Source organism: Gordonia sp. 11cp (genome assembly GCF_057767225.1).
This window is the reverse complement of the sequence record NZ_CM173437.1, coordinates 813750-837912: the sequence shown is the minus strand read 5'-3', so window position 1 is coordinate 837912 and position 24163 is coordinate 813750. Positions and strand designations below refer to the sequence as shown.

Annotated in this window: 23 protein-coding genes; 15 read left to right on the top strand and 8 right to left on the bottom strand. The window is 65.4% G+C overall.

Annotated elements, in window-relative coordinates:
* Positions 1-5: 5 nt before the first annotated feature.
* Genes AC3B6C_RS03500 through AC3B6C_RS03490 form a run of 3 tightly spaced genes read right to left on the bottom strand, consistent with a single transcriptional unit; the run spans position 6 to position 3560 of the window.
* Positions 6-1040, bottom strand: coding sequence for a hypothetical protein (locus tag AC3B6C_RS03500; protein ID WP_488374950.1), 1035 nt, complete (start codon positions 1038-1040; stop codon positions 6-8).
* Between the two features lie 43 nt (positions 1041-1083).
* The gene (locus tag AC3B6C_RS03495; RefSeq protein WP_488374949.1) at positions 1084-2325 is read right to left on the bottom strand and encodes a CaiB/BaiF CoA transferase family protein; all 1242 of its coding nucleotides are present in this window, start codon (positions 2323-2325) and stop codon (positions 1084-1086) included.
* A complete protein-coding gene (locus tag AC3B6C_RS03490) occupies positions 2322-3560 on the bottom strand; it encodes an acyl-CoA dehydrogenase family protein (protein WP_488374948.1) in 1239 nt (412 codons plus the stop codon). Before AC3B6C_RS03490 ends, AC3B6C_RS03495 begins: the two co-directional genes overlap by 4 nt.
* 92 nt (positions 3561-3652) lie before the next feature.
* Between AC3B6C_RS03490 and AC3B6C_RS03485 the strand changes: the two genes are divergently transcribed.
* The 5 genes from AC3B6C_RS03485 to AC3B6C_RS03465 all read left to right on the top strand — a co-directional run bounded on the left by AC3B6C_RS03485 (position 3653) and on the right by AC3B6C_RS03465 (position 9308).
* Complete coding sequence (locus AC3B6C_RS03485; protein WP_488374947.1) at positions 3653-4444, top strand: enoyl-CoA hydratase/isomerase family protein; 792 nt, start codon at positions 3653-3655, stop codon at positions 4442-4444.
* A gap of 21 nt (positions 4445-4465) precedes the next feature.
* Positions 4466-5350, top strand: coding sequence for an amidohydrolase family protein (locus AC3B6C_RS03480; protein WP_488374946.1), 885 nt, complete (start codon positions 4466-4468; stop codon positions 5348-5350).
* Between the two features lie 38 nt (positions 5351-5388).
* Positions 5389-6585: an acyl-CoA dehydrogenase family protein gene (locus AC3B6C_RS03475; RefSeq protein ID WP_488374944.1), complete on the top strand. Its 1197-nt coding sequence runs from the start codon at positions 5389-5391 to the stop codon at positions 6583-6585.
* Positions 6586-6964: 379 nt separating this feature from the next.
* Positions 6965-8011: a phosphotransferase family protein gene (locus AC3B6C_RS03470; RefSeq protein ID WP_488374943.1), complete on the top strand. Its 1047-nt coding sequence runs from the start codon at positions 6965-6967 to the stop codon at positions 8009-8011.
* A 166-nt stretch (positions 8012-8177) separates the two neighbouring features.
* Entirely contained in the window at positions 8178-9308 is a 1131-nt protein-coding gene (locus AC3B6C_RS03465) for an Rv3169 family protein (RefSeq protein WP_488374942.1), read from the top strand.
* Positions 9309-9479: 171 nt separating this feature from the next.
* On the opposite strand, the gene AC3B6C_RS03460 is transcribed toward AC3B6C_RS03465, so the two are convergent.
* The gene (locus AC3B6C_RS03460; protein ID WP_488374941.1) at positions 9480-10247 is read right to left on the bottom strand and encodes a crotonase/enoyl-CoA hydratase family protein; all 768 of its coding nucleotides are present in this window, start codon (positions 10245-10247) and stop codon (positions 9480-9482) included.
* A 170-nt stretch (positions 10248-10417) separates the two neighbouring features.
* Between AC3B6C_RS03460 and AC3B6C_RS03455 the strand changes: the two genes are divergently transcribed.
* The 3 genes from AC3B6C_RS03455 to AC3B6C_RS03445 all read left to right on the top strand — a co-directional run bounded on the left by AC3B6C_RS03455 (position 10418) and on the right by AC3B6C_RS03445 (position 13348).
* On the top strand, positions 10418-11212 hold the full coding sequence (locus AC3B6C_RS03455) for an enoyl-CoA hydratase/isomerase family protein (protein ID WP_488374940.1): 795 nt from the start codon (positions 10418-10420) through the stop codon (positions 11210-11212).
* A 46-nt stretch (positions 11213-11258) separates the two neighbouring features.
* On the top strand, positions 11259-12023 hold the full coding sequence (locus AC3B6C_RS03450) for an SDR family NAD(P)-dependent oxidoreductase (protein ID WP_488374939.1): 765 nt from the start codon (positions 11259-11261) through the stop codon (positions 12021-12023).
* Between the two features lie 65 nt (positions 12024-12088).
* On the top strand, positions 12089-13348 hold the full coding sequence (locus AC3B6C_RS03445; protein ID WP_488374938.1) for an acetyl-CoA C-acetyltransferase: 1260 nt from the start codon (positions 12089-12091) through the stop codon (positions 13346-13348).
* Between the two features lie 78 nt (positions 13349-13426).
* Here the strand turns inward: AC3B6C_RS03445 and AC3B6C_RS03440 are convergent, their stop codons facing one another.
* The gene (locus tag AC3B6C_RS03440; protein ID WP_488374936.1) at positions 13427-14539 is read right to left on the bottom strand and encodes an acyl-CoA dehydrogenase family protein; all 1113 of its coding nucleotides are present in this window, start codon (positions 14537-14539) and stop codon (positions 13427-13429) included.
* Between the two features lie 201 nt (positions 14540-14740).
* On the opposite strand from AC3B6C_RS03440, the gene AC3B6C_RS03435 reads away from it, so the two are divergent.
* The 5 genes from AC3B6C_RS03435 (at position 14741) to folE (ending at position 18888) form a co-directional block, all read left to right on the top strand.
* The gene (locus tag AC3B6C_RS03435) at positions 14741-15490 is read left to right on the top strand and encodes a FadR/GntR family transcriptional regulator (protein ID WP_488374935.1); all 750 of its coding nucleotides are present in this window, start codon (positions 14741-14743) and stop codon (positions 15488-15490) included.
* A 172-nt stretch (positions 15491-15662) separates the two neighbouring features.
* Complete coding sequence (locus AC3B6C_RS03430; RefSeq protein ID WP_488374934.1) at positions 15663-16562, top strand: SDR family oxidoreductase; 900 nt, start codon at positions 15663-15665, stop codon at positions 16560-16562.
* Positions 16562-17410, top strand: a complete 849-nt coding sequence (locus tag AC3B6C_RS03425; RefSeq protein ID WP_488374933.1) for an enoyl-CoA hydratase-related protein — start codon at positions 16562-16564, stop codon at positions 17408-17410. The genes AC3B6C_RS03430 and AC3B6C_RS03425 overlap by 1 nt, the downstream gene beginning before the upstream one ends.
* Positions 17403-18197: an enoyl-CoA hydratase-related protein gene (locus tag AC3B6C_RS03420; protein WP_488374932.1), complete on the top strand. Its 795-nt coding sequence runs from the start codon at positions 17403-17405 to the stop codon at positions 18195-18197. Before AC3B6C_RS03425 ends, AC3B6C_RS03420 begins: the two co-directional genes overlap by 8 nt.
* Before the next feature lie 79 nt (positions 18198-18276).
* Positions 18277-18888, top strand: a complete 612-nt coding sequence (folE, locus tag AC3B6C_RS03415) for a GTP cyclohydrolase I FolE (protein WP_488374931.1) — start codon at positions 18277-18279, stop codon at positions 18886-18888.
* 133 nt (positions 18889-19021) lie between these two features.
* On the opposite strand, the gene AC3B6C_RS03410 is transcribed toward folE, so the two are convergent.
* Entirely contained in the window at positions 19022-19801 is a 780-nt protein-coding gene (locus tag AC3B6C_RS03410) for an SDR family oxidoreductase (RefSeq protein ID WP_488374930.1), read from the bottom strand.
* 124 nt (positions 19802-19925) lie between these two features.
* Entirely contained in the window at positions 19926-21149 is a 1224-nt protein-coding gene (locus AC3B6C_RS03405; RefSeq protein ID WP_488374929.1) for a cytochrome P450, read from the bottom strand.
* Between the two features lie 84 nt (positions 21150-21233).
* Between AC3B6C_RS03405 and AC3B6C_RS03400 the strand changes: the two genes are divergently transcribed.
* The gene (locus AC3B6C_RS03400; protein WP_488374928.1) at positions 21234-21818 is read left to right on the top strand and encodes a TetR/AcrR family transcriptional regulator; all 585 of its coding nucleotides are present in this window, start codon (positions 21234-21236) and stop codon (positions 21816-21818) included.
* 80 nt (positions 21819-21898) lie between these two features.
* Here AC3B6C_RS03400 and AC3B6C_RS03395 read toward each other — a convergent pair whose 3' ends face one another.
* Positions 21899-22768: a helix-turn-helix transcriptional regulator gene (locus AC3B6C_RS03395; RefSeq protein ID WP_488374927.1), complete on the bottom strand. Its 870-nt coding sequence runs from the start codon at positions 22766-22768 to the stop codon at positions 21899-21901.
* 258 nt (positions 22769-23026) lie between these two features.
* Here AC3B6C_RS03395 and AC3B6C_RS03390 point away from each other — a divergent pair, with 258 nt between their 5' ends.
* Positions 23027-24118, top strand: a complete 1092-nt coding sequence (locus AC3B6C_RS03390) for a phosphotransferase family protein (protein ID WP_488374926.1) — start codon at positions 23027-23029, stop codon at positions 24116-24118.
* The last annotated feature ends 45 nt before the right edge of the window (positions 24119-24163 follow it).

Here is a 24163-nt window from a genome sequence, read left to right as displayed (position 1 = left end):
CAGGGTCACCATGTGCGACGCTCACCGTTTCCGGGAACGGTCTCGCCCCAGGCCATCCAGACATCGGGCTTGCGCGTGTCGGACACACGGTGGATGAACCCCTCCTGCTGAGGATTCGGCACCTTGCCCAGGCCCTCCATGCGGCCGCGCGGGTCCGCCTCGCACACCCACTCCTCGCCGTCGATCACATAGTCGATGCGATCGTGCCAGTAGCCGTCCGGGTTTCGCTGGATCACCGCGTCCATGGTCGTCGCGCTGGTCACCGTGCCGTCGCTGTGGGCGACGACGCCGACGTGGAAGTCGCCGTTGCCGTACAGGAAGTGGCCGACCTCGCAGGTGCCGTCCTCGAAGTGGTTGGCCCACGAGTACCAGGTCGTGTACGCCGCATCGTGGAGCGGGTCCTTCTCGATGTAGAGCCGGGCGCCCTCGGGCATCCACGCTTCTTCCCAGAACAAGAAGCCGCGCACCCGTTTGCCCGTGATCTCACCTTCCACGAGCCAGGTCTGGGTGAGGTACAGCAACGAGGACTCGGGTCCGGGCAGGAACCATTGCAGAGGCGGTGTGACGATTGTCCCGGTCACGTCGATGACCTCGGACTCGGTGTAGCTCATGGTGTCCCGGGTGAGCGTCAGGGACATGGCACGACCGTGTTCGTTCGTCTCGGTGCTCAGTTCGACCGAGTCGGTGCCACTGACACGCCTGACGATGTCGTTGCTCTCCGGTGCGAAGCGCGGTTCCCGGCGCAACTGCAGCTGGGTGCCCTCGCCGTGGCTGGACACCAGGATCAATTTGCCGCCCAGGGAACGGATGTCGCCCGTGGCCTGCTGAGTGTCGCGGACGGCCGGGATACGACGCATGATCGAGTACAGACCGCCCTCGTCGTCGCGCAGGGTGCCCCAGATGTAACCGGCCTCGGCCTTGAGTCCATGGATGCGGGCCTCTTCGTCGAGAACCGCGGCGGGCTCGAATCGCCGCCCACTGGCCAGGGCCGCGTGGTTGAACGATCCGGTCGGAGAGAGGTTGGTGGTCGCTGTTGTCATCTGGTGCCTTTCGATTATCGAAGCCGAACTTGAGGGTGCATGGTCAGATCGCCTTGCTACGAACCAATTCCGCGATCTCGTCGGGGTCCTTGCCCAGGACGTCGCGCAGGACGTCGGCGGTGTCCGCGCCCAGCCCGGGCGGGGTGCGGTACTCGCTGACCGGCGTATCGGACAACCGAATCGGGTTGCGCAGGAGTGACAGTCCCTCGACGTCGGTGCGCAACTCGAGACCGCGATGGACCACCTGCGGATTCTCGAAGACGGCGGGGAGTGAGTTCACCGGACTACACGGTACGTCCGCGGATTCGAGCTGCTTGACCCAGTACTCGGCCGGCTGGGTGAGGAAGATTCCCGACAGTACTTCCAGAACGTGGTCTCGGTTGGCGATTCGCGACGACACGGTGGCGAAACGCGGATCGGACTCGAGTTCGGGCCGCCCCAGCGCATCGGCGAGTGCGGCGAATTGCTTCGGGGTGCTCGCCACCACGAAGATGTCCTCGCCGTCCGAGCAGCGAAACGCCTGTGACGGGATGCCTCCGAACCCGCCGTTGCCCCGGCGGGGAGCGGGCACCCCGGAGACGAGGTAGTTCTGGACGAAGTGGGACAGGGACGCGACCCCGCAGTCGAGCAGCGAGATGTCGATGAACTGCCCCAGCCCGTCGTGACTGTCCCGGTGGTGGAGCGCGGCGAGGATCGCGGTCGAGGTGTACAGACCGGTGAGGATGTCGACCATGGACACGCCGACCTTCATCGGTCCGGCCCCGGGTTCGCCGTCGGGAATGCCCGAGACACTCATCATGCCGCTCATCGCCTGGAACACGCCGTCGTATCCGGCTCGGTTCGCGTAGGGGCCGTCTTGCCCGAAACCGGTCACCGAGCAGTAGACGAGGCGTGGGTTGATCGCCCGGAGGCTGTCGTAGTCGAGGCCGTACCTGGCGAGGACCCCCGTGCGGAAGTTCTCGACGAGGACGTCGGATTCGCGTGCGAGTTGCCGGATGATCTCCGCGCCCTCCGGCCGCGAATGATCGACCGTGATGGAGCGCTTGTTGCGGTTCGCACTCAGGTAGAAGCCGGAGTTCTGGTCTGCGGGATCGCCGTGGAACGGCGGGCCGTACTGTCGGGCGTCGTCCCCGACGCCCGGCCGCTCGACCTTGATGACCTCCGCGCCGAGGTCGCCCAGCAGCTGGGTCGCGAACGGTGCGGCCAGGATGCGGCTCAGGTCCAGGATCCGCACACCCTCCAGCGCGCGAGTCGCGTGCTGTTCGGTGGATTCGTCGTGCGTCACCGGCGGGGCTCCTTCGGCAGCTTCAGAACTCGTTCGCTGATGATGTTCTTCTGGATCTCGCTGGCTCCGGCGTAGATGGTCTCGGCGCGTCCGCGGATGAACGCCCGCCGCAACGCGGTCTCGGCGTCGATCGCGGGTGCACCATCCTCGGAGAGGCCGGTGGACCAGTCCGTTCCCAGGAGAGCGTCGTCGCCCATGACGTCCATCGCGATCTCGGTGAACTGCTGGTGCCAGCGCGACCAGTAGTACTTGCCGATGGAAGCCTCCGGACCGAACTCGCCGTCACGCAGTGCGGTCGAGAGTGTGCGCAGGTTGTTGTACGCCATGATCTGCAATCCGATGTAGGAATTCACCAGGCGGTGTTTCAGGCTCGGATCGTCCAACGGCGCCCGACGCCGCGCGAGGGTCTTGAGGTGTTCCATCTCGCGGACGAACGAGAACTGGTAATTGAGAACCGATGTCGCCCGCTCGTGACCGAGTGTGGTCATCGCGGCGGTCCAGCCGGCGCCGGTCGGTCCGAGGACGTTGTCCACCGAGGTGCGTGCGTTGTCGAAGAAGACCTCGTTGAAGCCGCTGTCGCCGAGCATCGTCCGGATCGGTCGGACCGTGACCCCGGGTTGATCGAGCGGGATCAGCATGTAGGACAGACCCGCGTGCTTGCGGGACTCCGGATCGGTGCGGACGATGGCGAAGATCCAGTCCGCGTGGTGGGCGAAGGTGGTCCAGATCTTCTGTCCGTTGATCACCCACTCACCGTCGTCGAGCCGCGCACGCGTCGAGACGTTGGCCAGGTCGGAACCCGCGCCGGGTTCGGAGTAGCCCTGGCACCAGACGACCTCTGCCCGGGACATCGGCGGCAGCAGTCGCTGTTTCTGCTCCTCGGTTCCGTACGCGAGTGCGGTCGGCGCCATGAGGGTCTCGCCGTGGAAGGCGGCACGCGGCGGCGCCCCGGCGCGCGCGTACTCCATCGCGAAGACGATCTCCTGGGTCATCGATGCGCCGCGCCCGCCGTACTCGACCGGCCACGACATCCCCAGCCAGTTACCGGCGCCGAGCTCCTTCTCCCATGCTCGCCGGAGCTCCCAGTTGTCGTCGTCGTCCGGACCGCCGCGGTCGGCCTGGCCGGCGAATTCGCCGGTCAGGTGCTCGTCGAGCCACGTGCGAACCTCGTCCCGGAACTCCACGTCGGCGGCGGAGAGAGGTAGACCGGCAAAACCGTCCTCTGATGTAGCCATGCTCGTTATAGTACAATCAGTTATCGAATTAGACCATCATGTTCGAGAGTTCGCTGCTTCTCGGAATGCCCGCAAGATGTGAGGAGTGGCTCATGGACGAGATCCAATGGTCGGTCGACCGGGGCGTGGGCACGATCACGCTGAATCGCCCCGCGGCACGAAACGCGTTCACCTTCCCGATGATCCGGGAGTGGGAGCGCATGCTTCTCGACGCGGCCCGGGACGACGAGGTGAAGGTCGTGGTCTTGACCGGCGCCGGGGACAAGGCCTTCTGCTCGGGGGTCGACCTGGGGTCGATCTCGAACGCGAACCGAGACCTGACGCCGTTGGAACGCAAGCAGCAGCTGCACGTGGAGATCCACCGCGTGGCCCGTGCGATGGACGCGTTGGACAAGCCGGTGATAGCCGCCATCAACGGGGTCGCGGTCGGAGCCGGTCTGGACATGGCGCTCATGTGCGACATGCGGATCATGTCCTCCACCGCGAAGGTCTCCGAGGGCTACATCAAGGTCGGCCTGACGCCCGGCGACGGAGGCGCCTACTACCTGCCGCGCATCGTGGGGACCTCCAAGGCCCTGGAAATGCTGCTCACCGGCGACGCCGTCGACGCCGACGAGGCGCTGCGGATCGGGCTGGCCAACCGGGTGGCGCCGGCTGATCGATTCGCCGAGGAGGTGGACCGCTTCGCGCAGTCCATCGCCCAGCATGCGCCGGTGACGGTGCGGATGGTCAAGCGGGTCACCTACCAATCCGCCGATGCCGATCTGCGCACCGCTCTTGACCTGGCGTCGTCGCACTTCGCGGTCGTCGCGGCAACCGAGGACTCGGCGGAAGCGCTGGAAGCCATGAAACAGAAACGGACGCCGTCCTACCGCGGCCGATGACGGACCATCCAAGGAGTGAAGATGACCGAAGACACCCCCGCACACGAGCCCGATGTGTTCGACGCGTGGATCAACCTGCCGTACCTGCCGGGTGAAGTGACCCCGGACCCGTCCGTGGTCGCGCGGTTCAAGCGAGGCAACAGCGCCTACGAGGGCGGGGAGACGATCGAGGACGTCGTTGCCGAGATGGACAAGTTCGGTATCGCGGCCGGCGTGCTGACGAAGGTGCCGCGCGACATCACGCCGGCGTTCGTCCACGGCACCAAGTCGGGTGAACAGGTGCTGCGCGAGACCTGCGAGCGACTGGCCGGGATCCAGCGAGACCATCCCGGACGGTTCGTCACGTCCGTGGGCATCGATCCGCGTCTCGGGTACGAAGCCGCCAAGCACGTCCGGATCGCGGTCCGCGAGTACGGCATCAAGTGCATCCGCATCATCCCGATGTTCACCGGGATCGCGATCGACGACAAGCTCGCGTACCCGGCGTACACCGCGGCCTGCGATGAAGGTGCGGTCGTGTCGATCAACGTCGGGGTGCCCGGTCCGATGAAACCCGCCAAGTTGCAGCGGACGATCCTGATCGACGAGGTCGCCCTGGCGTTTCCCGAACTCAAGCTCGTCATGAGTCACCTCGGCGATCCCTGGATCAGTGAGACGATCGCCATGCTCATCAAGCACCCCAACGTCTTTGCGATGACCGCAGGCTGGGCGCCGAAGTACGTGCCCGCGGAGGTGCTGAACTTCGCGCAGAAGCGGAATCCCGGCAAGCTCATGTGGGCCTCGGACTATCCCATCCTGCCCATCGAGCGGACCATCGTCGAAGGTCGCGCGCTGCCGCTCACCGGAGCATCCCGTGAGGGCTACCTCGGCGCCAACGCGCTGAAGGTCTTCGGCGCACCGAACTGATCCAGATCCACACCCGTTCTCACGCAAGGAATCACCTTATGGACCTCGATCTCGCTCCCGGAGTGGCCGATTTCCGCGAAGAAGTGCGAACATGGCTCGCCGAGCACCTGGTGGGCGAATTCGCCGCGCACAAGGGGGTCGGGAGCCCGACCGACGACACCGCCTGGGACGTACGCGTCGAGTGGGAGCGCGAGTTGTCGGCAGGGGGTTGGCTGGGCCTGACCTGGCCGACCCGCTACGGCGGCCGCGGGCTCGGTCTTGCCGAGGAAATCGTGTTCGAGTACGAATACGCCCGTGCCGCGGCGCCGGCCCGGGTGAACACCCAGGCACTCGAACTCCTCGGGCCGACCCTGCTCGCCTGCGGCACCCAGGAGCAGTGCGATCGCTTTCTGCCCAGGATCCTCGCCGTCGAGGACATGTGGGGTCAGGGCTTCTCCGAACCCGGTGCGGGGTCCGACCTCGCGGACGTGCGCACCCGCGCCGTGCTCGGCGAGGATGGTCTCTGGCACGTCGACGGCCAGAAGATCTGGACCACCTTCGGGCATCACGCGGATTGGCTGTACGTCCTGTGCCGGACGCAACCGGACACCTCGCTGCGCCACCGGGGGCTGTCGCTCCTCCTGCTCGAGGTCGACCAGGACGGCGTCGAGATCCGCCCGATCGAGAACATCACCAGGTCCACCGAGTTCTCCGAGTGCTTCTTCAGTGACGCCCGCACCGCGGCCGATCTGGTTGTCGGCGAGGTCGACGGCGGGTGGAAGGTGGTCATGACGACGCTGGGTCTCGAACGCGGAAGCGCGCTGATGCCCATGCAACTCGGAATGCAGCGGGAACTCGACGACATGATCAGAATGGCGAAAGCCAATGGTGCAGTCGATGATCCGGCGATCCGAAACCGGCTTGTCGACGCCTACATCGACATCCGGCTGATGCGCGCGACCAACCTGCGCGTGGTCGCCGATCTGCTGGACGAGGAATGCCCGGACCCGGGCGCGGCGACCATGGCGGCGTCGATGACCACCAAACTCTTCGCCTCGACTCGTCACCAGCGGATGGGGGAGCTCGCGATGGACATCGTGGGTCCGCAGGCGCTGTTCACCACCGACGACGGCTTCGACGAGGTGACCGCCGTGCAGAAGTTGTTCCTGTTGTCGCGTGCCGAGACGATCTACGGCGGCACCTCCGAGATCCAGCGCAACATCGCCGCCGAGAGGATTCTCGGTCTGCCGCGATAGCGGCATCTGTCCTCACTCGAAACCCGATGCCCATGGCGGCATCGGGTTTCGTCGTCTCATGGGCCGGCTCCATCGCTGCCTTCCGAACGAGCGGGGATGCGGGTCGTCGCCGTGAGGGTTCGTCGGCCTGATGTTCCGCGGAGTACTCGGGCATGCCGCATGAGTTTCAGCCTGCGATCCAGGCGGATTCTCTGCCGGCCCGGGTCGGCCACTGACGGAATACGCGGTCTTGCAGCGACTTCGAGATGCCATCTTCGCCGCACTCCTTGACACGAAGATCATTGAATTATTAGGCTGATTGTGGGAAACGCCACAATTCGGGATAGGTGTGCGACAGCGCACTGAGGGTACCCGCCCGTGGCCATCAAAGGAGTAGTGCGTGGACAACGACAATGACGGCCTCAGGCGCTGGTTTCAGGCGAACTACAGTTCAGGGGCCGAGGTCCTCGAGTGTGACAAGAACTCGTCGGGGTTCTCCAACGAGACCTGGCTCCTGCGCGTTCGCGACGGGAGCGACGTCCGGCACCTCGTGTTGCGAAAGCCCAGTGAGCGTACGGAAATAGCATTCATGCCCGAATACGATCTCCGCTTCCAATACGACATGCTCAAGGCTCTTGCCGAAACACCGGTCCCAGCGCCCACTGCTCTGGAGTTCGAGACCGATGCCGGCTACATCGGGACGCCGTTCTACTTGATGGACAACATGGCGCCGGGGTACGGCATCGTCCCCGATGACGGTCCCCCGAGCGGTATCCACGGCGCGGGACTGTTCTTCGATGCCTCTGAGGAACGCCGAACCCGACTGTGGCACAACACTCTCGATACCGTTGCCGACATCCATGCGGTGGACATAGACACGGTTGGTCTCCCGTTCGAACGTCGGCCGCGCAACTTACGCGACGTGGTCGAGCAACAGCTCGAGCAGATCGACAAGTGGCACCGCCATGGACGCGCCGAACCGATTCCACTGCTGACCGAAGCGAGCTCCCTGCTGCGAGAAACTGTGCCCGATCAGGACAACATCGTGTTGTGCTGGGGTGACGTCAAACTGGGGAACCTCGTGTTCGTGGCCGACGCGGTCGCGGGGGTTCTGGACTGGGAGATGTCGTACCTGGGAACGCCGGAGATGGATCTGATGTATTTCGTCATCACCGACGAATCCAGTGCGTCGGCCTTCGGCCTCCCCCGACTACCAGGGTGCCTGTCGGAAGCGGAAACGCTGGACTACTACGAGCAACGAACCGGCCGCGAGCTACAGAATCTGGAATACCACCGTCTTTTTCAGACACTGCGCCTGGCTACCCTGCTGGTTCTCGCGGAGCGCGCGTTCGACCAGCTGGGCATGAGCAGCTTCTTTCCGGAGAACTTTGCGACCAACAACGACACGTACAGGACACTCGAAAGCCTCGTTCGTCAAGCCGTTTAGCTCCCGTCGATCGCCGCTACGGCGACTCTTGAGCCCCTGAGGCCGCCATCCAGCATTCTGCAAGTGTGGCGTCGACCGCGAGTCGCCTCGCGGATCGTGCTGTGCTGCAGCCGATGTACAACCAGTAAGCACCTTTCATTCGACATCGACAGGAAGTCGCAACATCATGGCAGTGAGTCCATACGACGAGTTTCTCATCCATCAGACCACCGCCACATTGGATCAACTGGCCAACTCTGATCCTCAGTGGACCGAGCGTGTATGGTTTTCGGCGTTCGAGAAGTCGGGTGCGTACCAGCTGCTTTTCGGACTGGGCAAGTATCACAACCGTAATGTGATGGACTGCTCGATTGCGCTCGTGGCCGACGGCGAGGTGCAGTACAACGTGCGAGCCTCTCGTAGGCTGTGGCCGGATCTCGACCGGTACGCTGTGGGGCCGATCGAATACAGCATCCCTGAGCCACTGCACTCCGTCCGAATCGTGACAGACAGAAACGAATCGGGCTTCAGCTGCGACGTCCGATTCATCGGCGAAACCGAGATATACCTACAAGATCCGCCGATGTTCCGACGTCGCGCCGGTCGCACGGTCAACGAGATGAATCGATATTTTCAGACTGGTGCCCTCGAAGGCTGGATCGAAATCGAGGGGCGCCGCATCGAGGTGAGCCGCGCCGACTGGTGGGCCTCGCGCGATCGTTCGTGGGGGCTGCGGTCCAACACGACGGAGCGGACCGACCCTGACGGCCGCAGCGAGAGCTCGGTGAACCTGACGGAACCGCCCGGGGATGGAATGCCCTATCGCTGGAGCTTCTTCACCATGCAGTTCGAGGACTGGAGCGCGTCCTTCGAGTTCGCGCAGACGCCAAGTGGCCAACGCCTCGGCCCGGCGCTCGGTCATCTGCAACACGCCCCGCACACGCAGCGAGCGCCCCAGAAGATCGTTCACGTCGACCATGTCTGGGACCACGCGTCGGACGGTCTTCGCCTGTTGGGCATCAAGAGCACACTGCACCTGGACGACGGGACCACGAAAGCGGTTTCCATGGAACCGATTTCAATCGGGTTCCGGCGACCCGGTGGTGGTCACTACGGCGGATACGGCGATTGGGTGCAGGGTGCGTGGCTCGGTGACCTGCGGGTCGAAGGCGACAAGATCGAGCTGACTGACGAGACAGCACGTGAGCTGCACATGGTGGAAGATTACGCGCTGAAGTTGAATCACGACGGGCACGTCGGTTGGGGCGTCGCGGAGCCTTTGATCCCGGGAGTCAGTGAGCTGTTGACCACGGGCTGACCACATCTGCTGCTCCCGGGCCCCGGGGTGGAATCTCTGCTTCACTTCGGATTCACTTCGGAGAGCGTCGCCTCACTGCGCCACGCGGCTGTCGGACACTCGACAACCGGTGGCGCAGTGTGGTCTGTTCGATGCGTCACACCAACCGCGGTGAACAGTGCGTTGCTGGTGTTACCGCCCCGTCCACACCGGTGATCGCTTCTCGGCGAACGCGATCGCCCCTTCTTTCGCGTCGTTCGACGCAAACACCGGGGCGATCAGGTCGCGCTGGCGGTCGAAGGCGCTCGAGGTCGGCCAATCCCTCGACTCGGTGATGACCTGCTTGCTGACCCGGATGGCCAGCGGGCCGTTCTTGGTGATCGCGGCGGCCAGCTCCAGTGCGGTCTCGAGTGCACGGCCCGGCTCGGCGAGACGGTTGACCAGCCCGAGTTCGCTTGCACGTGCTGCGCTGAGATTGTCGCCGGTGAGTGCGAGCTCCATGGCCAGCTGGTAGGGGATGCGTTGGGGCAGGCGGAGGAGACCTCCGCCCCCGGCGACGAGGCCACGCTTCACTTCCGGGATGCCGAAGGCAGCGTCCTTCGACGCGACGATGAGATCGGCCGCGAGCGCCAGTTCGGTGCCTCCCGCGAGCGCGAAACCCTCCACCGCGGCGATGACCGGTTTGGCCGGCGGACGTTCGGTGAATCCGAGACCCCGTCCCGGGACCGCGATGTCCTCGCCACGGGCGAACGCCTTCAGATCCATGCCGGCACAGAAGTTTCCTCCCGCACCGGTCAGGATCGCGATCGACAGCGACGGGTCGGAGTCCAGCTGATCCATCGCTTCGGCGAGGCCATAGCTGACCTCGCGATCGATGGCGTTGCGGGCGGAGGGCCGGTTGATGGTGATGAGAAGGGTGCGGTCCCGTCGTTCGAGGATGATCGACTGTTCGTTGGGCAAGGGGGTCTCCAATTGTCGTTGAGGAGTCGTCGGGGCGAGCTGTCGAGCCGATGCCCGGCTCGTCGTGGCCGGCACGCGGGCCCGGATGTACCGAGACTGCTGTTCAGGCTCGATTGAAAGTGTAATAATTAAGCTATAACTAGTAAATGCGCACGGCAGAAGGAGGACCGGTGACCGACTGGCAAGAACGTTTCGCCACTCTCGAGGTGCGATCGGTGGGTGCGGTGCGTGTTGTCACGATGAACCGGCCAGAGGCTCACAACGCCGCCGACGCGGTCATGCACCGTGAACTGGCAGAGATCTGGGAGCTGCTCTCCGCCGATGCCGAGTGCCGGGTGGTGGTGCTCACCGGCGCCGGCCGGTCGTTCAGCGCAGGTGGGGATTTCCCGCGAATGGTGGAGACGCAGGAAGACCAGGCCGTCCAGGACGAGGTCTTCGACGAGGCCCGCCGCACGGTGCTCGGCATGGTCGCGCTGCGCCAACCGCTGATCGCGGCCGTCAACGGCGCGGCGGTCGGTCTCGGCGCCAGCCTGGTGTCCCTCTGCGACATCGCGATCGCATCCGATCGGGCATTCCTCGCCGACCCTCATCTCGGAGTGGGACTGGTGCCCGCGGACGGGGCCGCGCTGCTGTGGCCACTCATCATGGGTGCCATGCGTGCCAAGGAGTACGTCTTCACCGGTGACCGGATTCCCGCGGCGACCGCCGTGGAGCTCGGCCTGGTCAACCGTGTCGTCCCGGGCGAGGAGCTGATGCCGACGGTGATGGCGCTGGCCGAGCGACTGGCGGCGGTGGCCCCGACTGCGTTGCAGGACACCAAGCGGCTCATGAACACTCATGTCTCACGAGCGATCTCCGGGTTGCTCGACGACGCGCTGCAGGCCGAACGGGCAAGTGTGAACTCGGCCGAACACCGCGACCTGTCGCGAGCCCTGATCGCGGCCGCGGCCCAGCGGGCGAAGTGATGACGGTCCCGCGATCGACGGGACATCGATACGGCGGAGGATGCTCATGACGGAACTTCACGGCAGAGTCGCGCTGGTCACCGGTGCAGCGGGCGCGGGGATCGGCAAGGCGATCGCCACCCGCCTCGCGGCCGACGGTGCCACGGTCATCGTGACCGATTCGCACGAGCGCCGGCTCGGTGAGGCGGTCGAGGAGATCCGCCGCGACACCGGCGGTGACGTGGCCGGCTACGTCCTCGACGTCGGTGTGCGAGAGCAGATCGTCGAGGTCACCGATGCGGTTCTCGGCGCGCACGGTCCGATCTCGATCTTGGTGAACAACGCGGCCGTCAACGTGCTCGGGCCGATCTTCACCTACGATCCCGAGACCTGGGACCGGGTCCTCAGCGTGAACCTCAGCGGCCCGTGGATGTTGTCCCGCCAGGCGATGTGCCAGATGAGAGATGCATCTGTGCCCGGCGTGATCCTGAACATCTCGACGTACGCCCCGGACGTGGGCGGGGCGGGAATCGAGGCGCCCTACGCGGTCAGCAAGGGCGGTCTGAACGTCCTGTCGCGGAGCTGCGCTCATGAGGGCGGCCCCTTCGGAATCCGTGCCAACACCCTGTCCATGGGCATGGTGACCGGAACGCGGTTCACCGATGCTCTCCATTCCGACATGCAGGACGCGGAACGGGCCAAGTCGCCACTCGGGCGGCTGTCGCACGTCGACGACATCGTCGAGGCGGCCGCGTTCCTCATCTCGGACCGCGCCAAGAACATCACCGGCGAGACCATCAACATCGCCGCCGGTACCCACATGCGCTACTGACCGACCCCACTGAAGATCCCGACAACAGTGGCCCCGGTCCCGGAGACCGGGGTCCGGAGGAAAACATGCCCGAAGCAGTCATCGTCGCCGCCGCACGTACGCCCATCGGCAGGGCGTACAAGGGGGCCCTGAAAGACGTCCGTCCCGACGACCTCGCCGTTCACGCGATCCGTGCCGCCGTCGAACAGGTGCCCGGACTCGATCCCGCGGACATCCGTGACCTGATGCTGGGATGCGGCGCCCCCGGTGGCGAGCAGGGCTTCAACATGGCCCGCGTCGTATCGGTGCTCCTGGGCTGGGATTCCGTGCCCGGCACCACGGTCACCCGCTACTGCGCCTCGAGCGTGCAGACGACCCGGATGGCTCTGCACGCGATCCGCGCGGGCGAAGGTGAGGTGTTCGTCGCGGCCGGCGTCGAGGCGATCAGTCGCGGCCGACGCGGGCATGCGGACACCCCGCCGGTAGCGCCCGACGCGGACCCGCGCGACCGGTCGAAGAACCCCTGGACGAATCCGCGTTTCGGATCCGCGCAGGAACGGACGGCAGCACGGAGCGGAGCCGGGACCTCGACGTGGACCGATCCCCGTGACGCGGGCGAGCTCCCCGACGTCTACATCGCGATGGGCCAGACGGCCGAGAACGTCGCGCAGATCCACGGGGTCTCGCGTCAGGAGCAGGACGAGTTCGCTCTGCGCTCGCAGCAGCTGTACCAGGAGGCGGCACAGGCAGGCTTCTGGCAGCGGGAGATCACACCGGTCGCGCTACCCGATGGTGGTGTCCTGGACCGGGACGAGAGCCCACGCGCGGGTACGACACTGGAGAAGCTCGCTTCGCTCGCACCGGTGTTCCGTCCCGACGGCACCGTGACCGCGGGCAACGCGTGTCCGCTCAACGACGGCGCGGCGGCACTGGTCGTCATGTCCGACCGCAAGGCCGCCGAACTCGGGCTCACCCCGCTGGCACGGATCGTGTCGACCGGTGTGTCCGGACTGTCGCCGGAGATCATGGGCCTGGGACCGGTCGCCGCGTCGAGGGATGCCTTGGCCAATGCCGGACTGTCCATCGACGACATCGATCTGGTCGAGATCAACGAGGCCTTCGCGGCGCAGGTGATCCCCTCCTACAAGGAGCTCGGGATCCCGCTGGACAAGCTCAACGTCAACGGCGGCGGGATCGCGGCAGGTCACCCCTTCGGGATGACCGGGGCGAGGATCGCCACCACTCTCATCAACTCGCTGCGTACCCACGACAAGCAGTTCGGTCTGGAGACCATGTGTGTCGGCGGTGGTCAGGGCATGGCCATGATCATCGAACGCCTCAGCTGAGGGGCTGCGGCTCCGCGGACGTGTAGCGGACCGGATGCTCGCACGCGGTGCCCCTGGGCACCGCGTGCGAGCATGTGATCACAGACCGGCGAGGACCGCGACGCGCTCGCGGTGGACGCCGGGCGAGCCCAGAAGGGTCTGCGATCCGCGGGCGCGCTTGAAGTACAGGTGGGCGGGATGCTCCCACGTGAAGCCGATGCCTCCGTGGATCTGAATGCTCTCGGCGGCAATGTGATAGAACGCCTCGGAGCAGTAGGCCTTCGCGATCGACGCCGCCAGTGACAGGTCATCTGCGTCGGCGTCGACGGCGCCGGCAGCGTAGTACGCCGCCGACCGGGCCGACTCCAACTCGACCAGCATGTCGGCGAGCTTGTGTTTGATCGCCTGGAACGATCCGATCGGGCGTCCGAACTGCTCGCGGATCTTCGCGTACTCCACGGTGGATTCCAGCACCTGTGCGGCACCGCCCACCTGCTCCATGGCCAGCGCGGAAGCCGCGACATCGGTGATCTTCGCGATGTACCCGGCGGCCTTGCCCGGGGTGCCGAGTGGCTCGGCCGGCGCGGCATCGAAGGTCAGGGTCGCCAGGTTTCTCGTCTGGTCGAGCGTCGGCAGCGGTTGCGCGGCGACGCCGGCGTCGGTCGCCGAGACCGTGAACAGCGACAGTCCGTGCTCGGTGTGTGCCGGGACGATGATCAGGTCGGCATCGGCACCGTCCAGAACGAACTCGGCGGTTCCGGTCAGAGTGGTCGTCTCGCCGGACACCGTGGCACGGACGCTGACCGCTTCGTCCACGGCCGGGCCGTTCTGCGTGGGTAGGGCGGTGGTGGCCACCGTCGTGCCCGCGGCGATACCCGGCAGGTGTCGACGCGCGGCAGCGTCATCGTCGGCGAGGAGCAGCGCCGAGGTCGCGAGCACGCACGTCGAGAGCAGCGGTGCACAGACCAGGGCGCGGCCGCTCTCCTCGATCACGACGGCGAGTTCGGCGAAACCGAAACCGGCGCCGCCATACTCTTCGGGAATGGCGAGTGACTGGACACCGACCTGCTCGGCCAGCATCTTCCACGTCGCGGTGTCGTAACCGGAGTCGGTGGTGAGGAACGATCGCACCCGGGACTCAGAGGAGTGTGTGGCGAACAGCTGTCGCATCACGGCGCGCAGCTCCTCGCGTTCGGCTGTCGGTGTCAGCATGAGGGCCCCTGTCGAGTGGTGTAAAGCGGTTAATTAGCTAACTGATTGTACATCAGGATGTCGTTGTTCCGCTTCCGCCCGGCGGATGGCAATGCGTCAGAGCCTTGAGTCGATTGAGCGGCTGCCGAGAGCTGAGGCCGACGTGTTGTTATATTGAGGCATTCGCCCGTGTCTGGGCCATATCGCGTGAACGGAGGGGTTGTGGCACGAGGTGTCGAGTACTCGGTTGTCAGGGTCCCCAAGGCGGGCGAGCTGGTGGCCGCGCAGTTGCGGCGCCAGATCGTCACCGGTGAGCTGAAGGCGGGCGACCCGTTGCCGAGCGAGACCACCTTGATGGAGCGCTACGGAGTGTCCCGTCCGACGATGCGCGAGGCATTCCGGATCCTGGAGTCCGAATCGATCATCGTGGTGCTCCGTGGTGCGCACGGGGGTGCCCGCGTGCTCGCCCCGAACGAGTCCGTGGCGGCTCGGCACATGGGTCTGCTCTTGCAGTACAAGGGAGTTCCGCTCGCCGACGTCTACAAGGCGCGGACTGAGATCGAGGTGGCGGCGTTGCGTGCCTGGGGCGGGAGCGTCGACGATCTCGACGTGCTGTCGGGGTTGGTCGCCGAGGCGGCCGAGCACATCGACGACGCCCCGCAATTCGCCAAGGTCGACACCCGCATCCACCAGGCAATCGTGGATCTGTCCGGCACGCAGACCCTGTCGGTGCTGGCCGGGATGATCCTGAACATCATGGATGCGCACAACACCCTGTTCATGTCGGTGCACGGCGACGATCACGAGCGCGCTGCGGACGAACTGGCTCTTCGCGCATACCGGCGATTGCTGAAACTGCTGACGGCGGGCGACGTCGACGGTGCGGTCGCCCACTGGCGCCGCCACCTGCGCAAGGTCGAGTCGTACATGGTCGGCGATTCCGACACCACGCTCGTCGAGATCCTCTCCTGACGCCGGTCCCTGTTCGGCCCGTTTTCCGGCTGCGTCCTTGGCGCACGTCTCCGGTTAGAGTATAAATAACTAACTGATTGAGTCGTATCGAGACGCTGGCGGCTGCCGTCGCGGCGACACCAGGTCGGCGATGCCGGAATCTGTGGTTCACGAACAAGGGACGAGGAAGCTGATGGGTTTGCATGACGACCGCGTGGTGATCGTGACCGGCGCTGCCGGCGGGATCGGGCGGGAGCACGCGCTGGAGTTCGCCCGCCAAGGTGCGAAGGTCGTCGTGAACGACCTCGGTCCGGCCGAGGACACGGTCGCCGAGATCCGGGCGCTGGGCGGCCAGGCCGTGGCGAACAAGGATGACATCTCCGATTGGGACGGTGCCGGGCGACTCATCCAGACCGCTCTCGACGAGTTCGGCGACCTCCACGTGCTCGTCAACAACGCCGGAATCCTGCGCGACAAGATGTTCGTGAACATGGATGTCGCGATGTGGGACGACGTGATCCGCGTGCACCTACGCGGCACGTTCTGTCCGACCCGCCACGCGGTGAACTACTGGCGGGCGAAGGACAAAGCGGGAGAACCGGTCTCGCATCCTCGCATCATCAACACCTCCTCACCCTCCGGGCTGTACGGCAATGTCGGGCAGTCCAATTACGGTGCGGCCAAAGCGGCCATCGCCGGTCTGACGGTCATCCTCGCCGACGAACTCTCTCGGCTCGGCGTCACGGTCAACGCCATCGCACCCAGTGCTCTCACCGGCATGACCGCCGGACTGGACGCCTATGTCGCGCAGCTGGAGAAGATCAAGGAAGAAACCGGGTTCGACTACGGGTCGCCGGCCAACATCGCGCCGCCAGTGGTGTGGCTCGCGTCGCCGGAAGCGGTTCACATCACCGGGCGTGTGTTCAACGTCAAGGGTGGTCGCATCGGCGTCGCCGAGACGTGGGTCGCGGGCCCGTCGGAAGAGAAGTTCGCGAAGTGGGACCCGGCCGAGCTGGGTGAAGTGATCCCGCGGCTCGTCGCCGAGGCACGACCGAATTCGGATGGTTCGGGCAAGCCTCGCCAGGAGTCCTGATGTCCCCGGTGAACGGGATCAGTGTCGAACGCCACGACCGCGTCGCGGTGGTGTGGCTCGACCGCCCGGACCGCGGGAACGGATTCATCTCCGACATGCAGGTCGAGCTGCACGAGCGTCTGAGCGAGCTCGACGGAGACGATGACGTCCGAGCGATCGTCGTCACCGGGCGCGGGCGGTTCTTCTCGACCGGGGCGGACATGGAACCGGGCGGTTCGAACTTCGCGTTCGATGCCGAGCAGACGCAGCGGGCACGGGTGATGATGCGGGATCGTCCGCGGCCGTGGAAGATGCGTACACCGGTGATCGCGGCGATGAACGGGGCGGCGGTCGGTCTCGGCCTGACCTTCGCTCTGCAGTGGGACATCCGGATCATGAACTCCTCGGCCAAGTACGGTTTCGTCTTCACCCGCCGCGGTCTGATCCCTGAGCAGAACTCGCTCTGGCTGTTGCCGAAGCTCGTCGGATTGGCAACGGCCACTGAACTTCTCCTCACCGGACGGTTGTTCACCGGTGACGAGGCGGTGCGGCTCGGCCTGGGCACGCATGCCGTTCCCGGTGACGAGGTCCTCGAGCGAGCCCTCGGGATCGCGAACGAGATCGCGGAGAACACGAGTCCGGCAGCGGTGGCGTTGACCAAGCAGCTGATCTACGAGTTCCTCGAGGAGCCCGATCGCGAACGCGCATTCCACCGCGAGTGGGAGCTGTTCCGGGACACCGGACGTCAGCCCGACGCAGCCGAGGGAGTCGCGTCGTTCATCGAGAAACGCGCACCCGAGTTCTCGCCCGACAAGGGACGACCGAGCACGGTGGCCGGGTCATCGTCCTGGGAGCGTGCCGATGTCTGACGACAGCGAAGTCCTCTACGAGGTCGACGACCACGGTGTCCTCGTCCTGACGCTCAATCGTCCTGATCGCCGGAACATGTGGTCCCTGGGAATGGAGACCGCGTTCTACGGAGGTCTGACCCGCGCCGTGACCGATGAGCGCGTGCGCGTCATCGTCGTCACCGGGGCGGGCAAGACATTCTGCCCCGGCCTGGATCCGCAGGTGCTCGACGACATCAAGGGTGGATCGCGCTACGCGACCAACAGGTTGCCCCAGACGTATGCGACGTCGATCCCGAAGATGGTGATCGGGGCCATCAACGGATCGTGCGCGGGGATCGGACTCGCCCAGGCACTGTGCCTGGACTACCGCTTCGCCTCGCGCGGTGCGAAGTTCACGACCGCGTTCTCCAAGCGCGGGTTGCCCGCCGAAGACGCTTCCGCGTGGATGCTCAGCCGGCTGGTGGGTCCCGCCCATGCGATGGACCTCATCGTCTCCGGCAGGGTGTTCCTCGCCGAGGAGGCCGCCGAACTCGGTGTCGTGCAACGACTCAGCGAACCGGGCGAGGTGCTCGCGGATGCCGTGGCCTATGCCCGCGGTATCGCCGAAGGGGTCTCGCCCACCTCGATGGCGATGATGAAGTCCCAGATCTGGCGTGATTCCGAGGCGACGATGGAGCAGGCGCGTATCCGTGCGCAGTACCTGCTCACACTCGCCAAGGGCCTGCCGGACTTCCGGGAGGGGGTCGACTCGCTGGTGCAGAAGCGCGCGGCGGCGTTCGAGCCCTACCGTGAGATCACCTTCTGAGACGTCGCCGAGCAGACCGGAGTCGACGGGTGACGACTAGCCGACCGGCCAGGTACCAACCGACCAGAGAGGACTCCCGATGACCATGAGCGACAGCCGCGGTGATGCGCCGGAGGAACCGCGGTCGGTGTTCGACCAGGCGCGTGCCGAGGCCGCGGTGCGGGAATTACTGCTGGCCGTCGGCGAGGACCCGGACCGGGAAGGTCTCCTCCGGACCCCGACGCGGGTGGCCAAGGCGTATCGGGAGATGTTCGCCGGTCTGTACAGCGACCCGGACGAGGTTCTCGCGACGACGTTCGACGAGGATCACGACGAGATGGTGCTGGTCAAGGACATCCCGATGTACTCGACCTGCGAGCACCATCTGGTGTCGTTCCACGGGGTCGCCCACGTCGGCTACATCCCTGGCGCGTCGGGTCGGGTCACCGGCCTGTCGAAGCTGGCCCGGCTCGTCGACCTGTACGCGAAGCGCCCGCAGGTGCAGGAGAGACTGACCAGCCAGGTCGCCGATGCCGTGATGCGCAGGCTCGAGCCGCGCGGAGTCATCGTGGTCGTCGAGGCGGAGCATCTGTGCATGGCGATGCGGGGGATCCGCAAGCCGGGCGCGACGACGACGACGTCGGCGGTGCGCGGCATCTTCAAGACCAGTGCGGTCTCCCGCGGCGAAGCCCTCGACCTGATCACCCGGTGACCGCGGCGGGCGTGATGTCCGCAGGAGTCGGCACGGGTCGTACGTATCCGACTTGGGGTCGAGGCCGGGGATCGGTCTGATTCTCGGCGGGCGAGTGGCCGGCTCCGACGGGGCGCCGGCCACTCGGCACCTCTCAGCGCGGTGCGAACCGCTGCGCGCCGTCGAGTCGGACGACCTCGCCGTTGATGTACCCGTTGGTCAGCAGCACGAGGGCCAGATCGGCGAACTCGTCGGGTTTGCCGAGCCGCTTCGGGAAGGGGACGTTCGAGCAGAACTTCTCGAGTGCCTCTTCGCCGACGGATTCCATCATCGCGGTGTGCATGGTGCCCGGCGCAATGGTGTTGAGGCGGACTCCGACCGAACTGAGGTCGCGGGCGCCGGCAAGCGTGAGGCCGATGACGCCGGCCTTGGCGGCCGCGTAAGCACTCTGGCCGATCTGCCCTTCGTAGCCGGCGATGGACGCGGTCTGGACCACCGCGCCACGTTCGCCGTCCTCGTTGGGCTCGTTCTTGGCCACCGCGGCACTCACGAGACGCAGGACGTTGTAAGTGCCTGTCAGATAGAGCTCCAGCGTCTTGGTGAAGCCTTCCAGGCTCGCCGGCTCACCCTTGCGGCTGACCACCCTCTCCGCGACGCCCCAGCCGCCGTGGGAGATGACCGCATACCGAAGGGTGCCGAGCTCCTGAGCGCGGGCGATCGTCGTGTTCACGCTGTCCGAGTCGGTGACATCGGTCCTCGAGTAGACCACGGAATCCCCGAGCTCCGCAGCGAGCGCATTGGCCTTCTCGTCGGCGAGATCGGCGATGACGACCGCCGCACCGGCTGAGTGCAGGCGCCGGACGACTGCCTCCCCGAGGCCTCCGGCGCCACCGGTCACGATCGCCGACGTTCCGGTCAAGTCTGTTGATGTCATACCAGTTCACTCCTGTTGTTCTTGCTGCGACGGCGCGAGACGAGCCCTCGAGCACAGCCTCCAAACAGATTAACTATCTATCTAATTGTCGAGCCAGTCAACGTCTGTTCGCGGCGATGTCCCCTCACCACGCCAGCGGCAGCCGGCGCCGTCCCCAGAAGTTGAAGGGTGTGATGCGTTCGGACTCGCCGTCGAGGCGGAGGTCGGGGAATCTGTCGAGCAGCTTCTCCATGGCGACGGTTGCCTCCAGGCGTGTCAACGGTGCGCCGGGACATGCATGTGTGCCTTTGCCGAATGCCAAGTGGCGCAGGACCTCCCCTCGAGTCCGGTCGAGCCGGAACTCGTCGGGGTCCTCGAACCGGTCGGGGTCGTGGTTGGCGGATCCGTAGGCCGCCATGATCTTGGTCTTGGGCGGGATGGTCACGTCGCCGACGGTCGTCTCCTCGACGCTGGTGCGGAACATTCCGAGTACGGGGGCGTCGAGCCGCAGACTCTCTTCGATGGCGATGGTGAGCAGCGACCGGTCCTCGAGCAACGCCTCCCATCGCGTTCGGTCCTCCAGGAGGCGCCAGACAAGGTTGGTCAACAGCGATGTGGTCGTCTCGTTGCCTGCGAGAAGCAGGTTCATCAGCGTGTTGTTGATCTCGAACTCCGACAGAGGCTGACCGTCGTCGTTGCGGAACAACAACAGCCGCGACATCATGTCGTCGGGCACGGTCGTGCCGAGGTGTTCCGGGGATGGTTCGTCGATGCCGGCCAGGGCATCTCGCCGCGGTGCCATCTGCTCGTTCCAGTAGGCGTCGAGCTCGTCGAGCACACGCAGGAACGCCGTCCCGTCGGAGTCGGCGTTGTTCATCCCCTCTTCCATCAAGGCATCGGACAGCTTCTTGAAGCGGCTGAGTTCGCCCGTGAGTCCCATCATCCGGGCGATGACGGCGATGGGGAGAGGCGAGGCGAACATGTCGTGGAAATCGCCGGATCTCACCGCGGCCATGTCATCGAGAAGGTCGTCGACGAGGTCGTTGACGGCCGGCGTGATGGCCTTCAGGTTGCGTGGCGTCATGCTCTCGACGACTGCCTTGCGGAACTTGCGGTGTTCGGGTCCGTCGGTGTTGAAACCGACTCCGCGCTGGAAGCTGGGGGAGATGCCGTACCTGGCCGTCCACACATCCGGTCGGCTGACGATCGACACGACGTCGTCGTACCGGAGTGCTGTGTAGAAGGGCGGGTCGAACTCCTCGAATCGGGGGACCGGGCACCGATCCCGTGCCTCGCGATAGGCGGGAAACGGGTCGGCGAGCACGTCGGAGTCGAATGGGTTGTAAGGGCATGTGGGCGAATCCGGCATGAGCTCACTTCCAATTAAGGTGCCAGTGTGGTCCTTAAAAGTATGTGGCGGTGCTCGGCTCCGTGTCAATGACAGACTGGGGACATGACACAGCCGAGTTCCGCGCGCGGGCGGCCCGTGGACGAGTCGTTGCGGCCACGAATTCTGACGGCCGCTCGTGCGGAGCTCGCCGATGCCGGTATCGACGGGTTCAGCATCCGTCGGGTCGCGGCCAGGGCCGGTGTGTCCAGGAACGCGATCACCGCGCGATGGTCCACCGCTGAATCGCTGCTGCAGGATTCGTTGGGCGAGATCGCGGCCATGGAGTTCGAATCGTCCGGCGATCTCCGCTCTGACCTGTTGACATTGGGTACGCGGTTCGTCGACGGCCTCGCGTCCGGCGCGCTCGACATCCAGTTGCGGGTGGCCGCTGATGCGCCACGACACCCGGAGCTGTATCAACGACTGCAAAGTCGTGTGCTGCAACCGATGTCAGATGCCGTCGTGAGTGCGTTCACGTCCGCTCAGAAGGCGGGGCAGATCCGGCAGGGCGATGTGACGTGGCTGGTTCGGGCTTTTGTCGGTGCCATCCTGGCGCGCACGTTTCAGCGGCCCGGTAGAGCCGCGCCGTCGGACAGGGACTTGCGAGAGCTCGTCGACGAGGTGGTTCGGTGGGCGAACGCGGGATGACCCGGTATTCGCGCAGTTGACCGGTCGCCGCCTGACTCGGTGTCGGGGGGCAGGGCCGGCGGGTGCCGGGCATGGCTCGGCTATGGCGCGATCATCGCACGCCACCGTGCTGATCCGCGCAGTTGATCGAGCTTGCGTTCGTCCTCGTCGGTCGATGGTTGATGCACGACGACCTTCACCGATGGACGATCGACAAGTCGGAACTGAAGGAGATCGGTGCACAGCAAGCCGACCGCGTGATGCCGGAAGGACTGCTGCCCCGTCGCCGACAACACGACTTCATGCGTCGCCCACCAGCGGCCGAATTCGTCACTCGCAGTTTCGAGTTCGGTGGCCATCGCCGCGTATTGCGGATCGTCGGGATGCGTTGCGGCCTCAGCTCGAAACTGACCGACCACCAGCCGCGCATGATTGTCCCAATCGACAAGTGATCGTCGTACGCCGGGAACCATGAACGTCGCCCACAACACGTTCCTTCGGTCCGGCGGTAGGTCGGTGATGTCGCAGAACACCGCCGACAACGCATCGTTCCATGCAAGGTATTCCGATCGGGGCCCCACCGCATAGGCCGGGGCCGGGAGCAGCTGCTCCAGCATTTTCCGAATCGGTTCGTCCACTCCGTGTCCGTCATCGACGCGATTGCCCAGGGACAGGCCGGACAACCGTCGCATATGACGATGTTCGGCCTCACTGAGGCGTAGTGCATACGCGATGCTGTCGATCACTTCGGCAGTGGCGCGGACATCGTGCCCTTGCTCCAGCCGCGTGTACCAGCTGTAGCTCACACCAGACAGATGGGCCACCTCTTCGCGGCGTAGACCCTGCACTCGCCGACGCCGACCCTCCGAACTCAGACCAACTTGTTCAGGGTGCACCTGGGCTCGGCGCGACCGAAGAAAAGCCGCGAGTTCGGTTCGTCGTTGGTTCGAGTCGGATGACGTCTTTGCCATCAAGCATTACTACCACTACGAGTGGTACCAGTGGCTCGGTCCTTGTCGGCGAACCGCCACACCGCAACACTGGGTGTCGTGACCTCACCTGTGCCGACATCCATTGCCGCTGCGCGGTATTCCGCGGGAATGTACGGCCCGCAGATGTTCTCGACGTGATGTTCCGACCCGATCTCGCCTGTTCACATTTCTTCTCAAGGTCATCGGAGGCACTTTGACGCAGACGACAGCCGGCCCTGCTGCGTGCGGGAGTGGGCGGTGACGACTCAGGGCAAGCGGGCCAAGGGAGAACGTGGAGTCCGCCGGGAACAGCACCTCGCCGCCTTGTCCGAGCGGCTCGCCACGTGGCTGCGTACCAAGTTGCCCGACGTGGCAGACCTGCAGATGACCGAACTGCGCGGCAGCGGTGAAGGGTTCTCCAACGAGACATATTTCTTCGAGCTGGCCTATCGCGAGGACGGCACACCCAGGCATGAGCGCCTGGTCATCCGGTGGCTTCCGAGTAGCGGGTCACTGTTCCCGGACAAGGAGCTGTACACCCAGTACTGCGTGATGAATGCGCTGCGAAACACGGCTGTGCCGGTGCCGAAGTTGAGGTGGTACGAGCATGATCCGGTGCATCTCGGCATGCCGTTCTTCGTCATGGAGCGGGTTGACGGTGAGGTCCCGGCGGGGCGGTTACGGTCCGAAGGTCTGTTCTTCGATGCCGACCCCGTGGCACGGCAACGTCTGTGGCACCGGGCCGTCGAGACGGTGGCCGACATTCACCGCCTGCCGTGGTCCGAGCTCGAGCTCCCGTGCCTCGACGTGCCCGGTCCAGGCAGCGACGCGCTCGATCGTCAGATCTCCGAATGCGAGAAGGTGCTGGCGTGGGCCAGCCCCGACCGCCGTTTCCCCGTGTATGAGCGTGCCCTGACTTGGCTGAAGGCCAACACCTTCACACCGCCCCGTGTTGCGCTGTGCTGGGGCGATGCCCGGCCCGGCAATCTGATCTACCGGGATGAGCAGGTCGTGGCCGTTCTGGACTGGGAGATGGCCTATCTGGGTGACCCAATTGCTGATCTGGCGTGGTTCATCGTGCTGGAACCCACCTATGCGTGGCCGTTCGGAGCGCCCGAGCTCGAGGGCATTCCTGGCGAGGACGAGACCGTGGCGCACTACGAGCTGGTCACGGGAAATCGGGTCGAGAACCTGTTCTTCCACAAAGTGCTCGAGACGCTTCGGCTGGGAGTGCTTCTGATTCCGCACGCGCGCAACATCGTCCGCGCCGGGATACGGGGCTATCCGTCGGATTTCGAGACCAACAACGTTGCGACCCAGGGTCTCGACAAGCTGCTGTCGCAGGCCTAGCGCGACCAGAACCTGACAAACCTGCGGCGTCCACAGGCGCCGATG